This is a genomic window from Phenylobacterium sp., from assembly GCF_020253645.1.
In the GTDB taxonomy this organism is placed as follows: Bacteria; Pseudomonadota; Alphaproteobacteria; order Caulobacterales; family Caulobacteraceae; genus Phenylobacterium.
The window spans coordinates 1-4,489 of the sequence record NZ_JADCBG010000191.1 but is presented as its reverse complement, the minus strand read 5'-3'; the positions used below and the strand labels follow the sequence as shown (position 1 = coordinate 4,489).

Here is a 4,489-nt window from a genome sequence, read left to right as displayed (position 1 = left end):
GGTCCTCCGGCGACAGCGGCTTCGGTCAGCCTCTCAGGCGGCGCGGAACGACCAGCCCGGCCTTGCTCCCGAACAGGCCCGATCCGCCCCTGTTCAGCGCGAATACGGGACGGGCCAAGGCCGCAAGGTCCCGCCCGGAGGCTCCGACGCCCCGGCCCTGGCCCTGGTCCTCAGGCTGCCGCGCTAGGCCGGGCCTTGGTGCGCTCGAACCAGCCCCGGATGTTCCCCGCTTCTTCAGGTATCGGCTGTCCGACCTGGGCCCCGAAGGCGAGGAAACAGAAGAGCAGGATGTCCGCCAGGGTGAAGCGCTCGCCCGCCACCCAGGTGCGCCCCGCCAGAAGACCATCGAGCCAGATCAGACGGTCGCGGGCGATCTCCTTGAGCTCCTTGGCGCCGTCCGCTCCCACCAGCTTGATGCGGTTGGCGAACAGGGCGCGGCCCTCCGCCGCGCGGAAGCCGTTGGCCATCGGCTCGCAGATGTTCAGGTCGATGCGGCGCACCCACATGCGGGTCTCGGCGCGCTCCTCCGGCGTGGAGCCGATCAGGGACGGGCCCGACCCGACTTCTTCGAGGTACTCGCAGATCGCCGTGATCTCGGAGATCGTCCTGCCATTGTCGAGCTCAAGAGCCGGGAGCTGACCGGCGACATTGACGGTGGAGTTGAAGGGCGGTCGGCGGTTTTCGCCGCCCATCAGATCAACTTCCTGCCTAGGGATGTCCAGGCCCTTCTCGGCGATGAACATGCGCACCACGTGCGGATTGGGTCCGACGGAATTGAAAAGCTTCATCCTGGGTCTCCTGATTGTGCGCCGATTAGCCGGAGCCTTGCGGGAGCCGTCAAGGCGGACCTGACGTCAACACGCCGGTGCTTGTCGCTCCGGGCCTGTCGCGCCTAGGCTGGGGCCAACCTTGGGGAGACACGACATGACCGATCAGCCCATCCTCCTGACCGACGATCCGGCGCCGCATATCCGGCGGCTGACCCTCAACCGGCCCGATAAGCGCAACGCCCTGTCCAACGCTCTTCGCGGCGAGCTCTTCAGGGCCCTCGAGGCGGCGGACCAGGACCCGGAGGTCAGGGTCATCGTTCTCCGTGGCGCAGGGACCTGCTTCTCCTCGGGATACGACCTCGCCGGTGTCGGCGCGCTCCCTTTCCACACTGCGGGCGGGCAGGGGCAGTGGGCCCGTCATGTCGTGGAAGGCTGCTTCCGGATGTGGGACATGGCCAAGCCGATCATCGCCCAGGTTCATGGGTGGTGCCTGGCCGGCGGTTCGGAGCTGGCGGTCGCCTGCGACCTCGTCTACGTCGCCGAGGACGCCAAGATCGGCTATCCGGCTGTCAGGACGATGAGTCCGCCGGACAACCAGTATCACGCCTGGATCGTCGGGATGCGGGCGGCGATGGAGCTGATGCTCACCGGCGACGCGTTCGACGGCCTTGAGGCCGTAAGGCTCGGCTTCGCCAACCGCGCCTTCAAGGCCGAAGTGCTGGAGGCCGAAGTGCTCGCCATGGCTGAGCGGATCGCCCGGGTCGATCCTGAACTGGCCCAGTTGAACAAGCGCCTTGTCCACCGTCAGATGGAGGCGATGGGGATGCGGGCCGGCATACGGGCCGGCACGGACCTCCATGCTCTCGGGTGGCACACTCCGGCGAGCCGCGCCTACATGGCCGAGCTCAGGCAGGGGGTCACAAAGGCGCTCACGAGCCGGGACTCAGCCTTCGGCGACTACCGGACCGGTCAGAGGTCTGCCGACTGACCTGGGAGGGGGCTTCCTTCAGGCGGAGACGGTGGCCTTGGTCAGGCTCTTGGTCAGGATGCCGACAGCCGCTTCACGGTCAATGCGCTCAATGGCGGCCACTTCCCGGGCCATCCGGTCGAGGGCTGACTCGTAGAGCTGTCGCTCTGAGTAGGACTGTTCCGGCTGGTTCTCGGCCCTGTGCAGGTCTCGCACCACCTCGGCGATCGAGATCAGGTCGCCCGAGTTGATCTTGGCTTCGTATTCCTGAGCGCGGCGCGACCACATGGTGCGCTTCACCCGGGCCCGGCCCTTGAGGGTGGTGAGGGCCTGGCTGACCACATTGCCCTCGGCCAGGGATCGCAGACCCGAGACCCGCGCCTTGGCGGTGGGCACCCGCAGGGTCATTTTCTCATGGTCGAAGGTGATGACGTAGACTTCAAGAGAATAGCCGGCGACCTCCTGGGTCTCGATCCCCTGGACCTGGCCTACGCCATGCGCAGGATAGACCACGTGATCGCCCACCGAGAACTGAAGACCGTCCTTGCTCATATTGTGATCCCTTCAACGCACCGCGGCGTTTCGCCGTCCAGTTCCTGGCCTTCCGCCCAGAGACAAACGGTCCTGCCCCGCAAAACGTGCGGGTCCGGCCCTGTCTGTTTCCGATGGCTTCCTGTCAGGACACCCTTCGCCTTCCAGGGGCGGAGGTCGACGGCGAGCGACGACTTGTGAACACAAACGCCCCGACGGGACTCCGTCGGAACCACTGGGAACATATCACAAAGCTGAGATCAAAGAAAGGCTTGCGCCGTTCAGGCCTCAGGAGCCCTTGCCCGGCTTCTCGCTGAAATACTTCTCGAACTTGTCTGTTTCCCGCTCGAACTGGGCGCCGTCGGCCGGCGGTTCGCCCTTCAGGGTGATGTTGGGCCAGACCTTCGAGTACTCGGTATTGACCCGCAGCCACTTTCCGTCCGGCGTATCCTCGGTATCCGGCTTGATCGCATCCACCGGGCACTCGGGCTCGCAGACCCCGCAGTCGATGCACTCATCGGGGTTGATGACGAGGAAGTTCTCGCCCTCGTAGAAGCAGTCGACCGGACACACCTCCACGCAGTCCATGAACTTACATTTGATGCAGGGGTCCATGACGATATAGGTCATCGCGGCTCTCCGCCTCCGGGCTCAGGTCGCTTCCGGCGCGGGTTCTCGCGGTCCTCGCCGGGGTTGTCAATGCCGACCGCCTTCAGGGTGCGGGGGACAGTCTCAAGACCTGCGACGTCGCCGCCTCGACCGCCCGCCGGCTGTAGACCAGCGGCAGATAGCCGCCCTTCGCCCAGACCGGGAAAAGATCCCGCGCGTGCGGGCTGTCGACATCTCCGGCCTGGCCCGGCGTGTTGATGAACCGACTGGCGTCCCAGTCGCCGACATCCAGAACCATCCGGAAGGACGCTCCCGAGGTCACCCTGAAGTCGCCGGCGCGCCAACTCGCGGCCAGGGGCGAGAGAGCGGTCCCCGCCAGAGGCTCAGGCCCCACCTTCAGACCCTCTGACTCCGATTCTTTCGCAAGAGGCGCCAGCAGATGGGTGAACTCAGCCTGGTGAAGCCTGCCCCAGGCCCAGGCCGAGGGATCGGAGCCGAGGCGCTGAGCAACCTCCGCCACCGCCGCCTCCAGACTTTGGATCAAAAGGGCGTCGCGAGCCGTCCCGGGATTCGCGCCAAGCTCCGGTCCCGGAGAGTCCAGAAGGTCCATGACCGCCGCGAGATCGCCGCCACCGATCAGGCCGCGGGCCCCCTCAGGCGCAGCCCGTGAGACAACCGCGGGACCGAGGTGCTTTCCGGTCCATGTCAGAAAAACGACCGCCGCCGCGCTGTCGACCTCGGCCCTTCCATCCCAGTCGCGCAGGAGCTCCAGGGCCTTCGCCGTCAGAGGATCGGCGGAACTCAGCGGCGCAAGGAGACGAATGAGCCGGCGAGACGTGATGTCGGTCGGATCCGTCTGGAGAGCCATGGCGTCCTGCAGGCTGATCCGGCCGCCGGCGCCGAGCACTTCATCGATCCTTTGCTGACGCGCCGGGTTCGCCCACTCGAAACCGACCTTGTGCTCAGCCACGGGATAATCCGGAGGCAGGTTCATGGCGTTGGCTGTGGCGATATAGCCCTCTGCGGGATCCACGCGGGACGGCAGTTGATCCTGCGACAGGAAGCCCCGCCACTCGTAACGCCCGTCGCCGGGGACCGGCAGCAGACCGTCCCAATTCGGTCTCGCCGGGGCGCGGCCCGCAGCGACCCACCCGATACGGCCCGTGACGTCGGCGTAGACCTGATTCTCGCTCGGCGTGCCCCAGTTCGCGAGGGCGTCCTTGAACTCCGGCCACGAGCGGGCGTTCATGTAGCCCAGCGAACCGAAGTAGGCGGCGGCGCCGGGTTCGGCCCAGACGGAGCGCAGGGCGAAGGCTCTCTGGCCCGCAGCGTCGGCATGTATGACCGGGCCATGCCGTGTGAACTTCAGGTCGACCTCCCGAGGGGCCTCCCCGCGCACCTCGATCCGCTCTCGCACCGTCTCCATCCTCTCCCAGCCGTCTCGGTAGCGATAGAGTCCAGGGTCCTCCGGCGAGGTCTGGTAGACGTAGAGATCCTCCTGGTCGGCGTAGAAGATGGTCAGCCCGAAGGCGATGGCCCCATTGTGGCCGATCGAGACGCCGGGAAGTGCCGGTTCGCCCGCGCCGATGACCGACATGCCAGGAGCTTCGAG

Annotated in this window: 6 protein-coding genes; 2 read left to right on the top strand and 4 right to left on the bottom strand. The window is 66.5% G+C overall.

Going from position 1 to position 4,489, the window contains the following annotated elements:
* Positions 1 to 187: hypothetical protein (locus tag INE98_RS12695; protein ID WP_293539301.1), on the top strand; the 187-nt coding region annotated here is incomplete at its 5' end.
* Here INE98_RS12695 and INE98_RS12690 read toward each other — a convergent pair.
* Entirely contained in the window at positions 171 to 788 is a 618-nt protein-coding gene (locus tag INE98_RS12690; protein WP_293539299.1) for a glutathione S-transferase, read from the bottom strand. The two genes, INE98_RS12695 and INE98_RS12690, sit on opposite strands and share 17 nt — an antisense overlap.
* Before the next feature lie 136 nt (positions 789 to 924).
* Here INE98_RS12690 and INE98_RS12685 point away from each other — a divergent pair, with 136 nt between their 5' ends.
* A complete protein-coding gene (locus INE98_RS12685) occupies positions 925 to 1,758 on the top strand; it encodes an enoyl-CoA hydratase-related protein (RefSeq protein ID WP_293539298.1) in 834 nt (277 codons plus the stop codon).
* 18 nt (positions 1,759 to 1,776) lie between these two features.
* Here the strand turns inward: INE98_RS12685 and INE98_RS12680 are convergent, their stop codons facing one another.
* The 3 genes from INE98_RS12680 to INE98_RS12670 all read right to left on the bottom strand — a co-directional run.
* Complete coding sequence (locus INE98_RS12680; RefSeq protein ID WP_293539297.1) at positions 1,777 to 2,289, bottom strand: CarD family transcriptional regulator; 513 nt, start codon at positions 2,287 to 2,289, stop codon at positions 1,777 to 1,779.
* Between the two features lie 267 nt (positions 2,290 to 2,556).
* A complete protein-coding gene (fdxA, locus tag INE98_RS12675) occupies positions 2,557 to 2,898 on the bottom strand; it encodes a ferredoxin FdxA (protein WP_293539295.1) in 342 nt (113 codons plus the stop codon).
* An 82-nt stretch (positions 2,899 to 2,980) separates the two neighbouring features.
* On the bottom strand, positions 2,981 to 4,489 hold a 1,509-nt coding region (locus tag INE98_RS12670), incomplete at its 5' end, for a penicillin acylase family protein (RefSeq protein WP_293539294.1).

Coding starts and splice junctions, on each gene's coding strand:
- INE98_RS12690 (WP_293539299.1), bottom strand. CDS start 788: ATGAAGCTTTTCAATTCCGTCGGACCCAATCCGCACGTGGTGCGCATG.
- INE98_RS12685 (WP_293539298.1), top strand. CDS start 925: ATGACCGATCAGCCCATCCTCCTGACCGACGATCCGGCGCCGCATATC.
- fdxA (WP_293539295.1), bottom strand. CDS start 2,898: ATGACCTATATCGTCATGGACCCCTGCATCAAATGTAAGTTCATGGAC.
- INE98_RS12680 (WP_293539297.1), bottom strand. CDS start 2,289: ATGAGCAAGGACGGTCTTCAGTTCTCGGTGGGCGATCACGTGGTCTAT.